The 530-nt window shown below is 64.2% G+C and carries 1 protein-coding gene and 1 pseudogene; both read left to right on the forward strand.

Annotation, left to right across the window (positions count from 1 at the left end; translation table 11 throughout):
* A partial coding sequence (locus tag ACK4S7_RS13245) for a glycine cleavage system protein H (protein ID WP_409647745.1) occupies positions 1 to 205 on the forward strand: 205 nt, incomplete at its 5' end.
* A 124-nt stretch (positions 206 to 329) separates the two neighbouring features.
* Positions 330 to 530: pseudogene (locus ACK4S7_RS13250) on the forward strand (glycine dehydrogenase); the annotation flags it as partial.

A 530-nucleotide genomic window follows, 5' to 3' on the forward strand; every position in this document is an offset into this window, starting at 1 on the left:
GAGCGTCAAGGCGGCAAGCGATGTCTATGCGCCGGTTTCCGGCACCGTGGTCGAGGGCAATCCGGCGCTTGAGGACAATCCCGCGCTGGTGAACGAAGATCCCGAGGGCGATGGCTGGTTCTTCAAGATGACGTTGGCCGACACCAGCGAGCTTGATGGACTGATGAACGAGAGCGCTTACGCGGATTTCGTGAGCAAGCTCTAAGTCCCCCTCCCGCTTGCGGGAGGGGCTAGGGGAGGGCGTGTCCATGGCCTCACGCGCTCCGCTTTAGGATCTGACAGGCCCTCCCCCGACCCCTCCCGCAAGCGGGAGGGGAGAAGGAAGATTGATGCGCTACCTTCCCCTTACCCCGTCCGACCGGCAGGCGATGCTCGCCGCGGTCAATGCCGCGACGATCGATGATCTGTTCGCCGATGTTCCCGAAAGTGCGCGGCTGTCCGGGCCGGTCGCGGACCTGCCGATGCATGCCAGCGAGCTGGCGGTCGAACGGCATATGTCCAAACTGGCAGCGAAAAACCTGTCGGCGGGG

It is taken from the genome of Sphingorhabdus sp. (assembly GCF_046292425.1).
In the GTDB taxonomy this organism is placed as follows: domain Bacteria; phylum Pseudomonadota; class Alphaproteobacteria; order Sphingomonadales; family Sphingomonadaceae; genus Sphingorhabdus_B.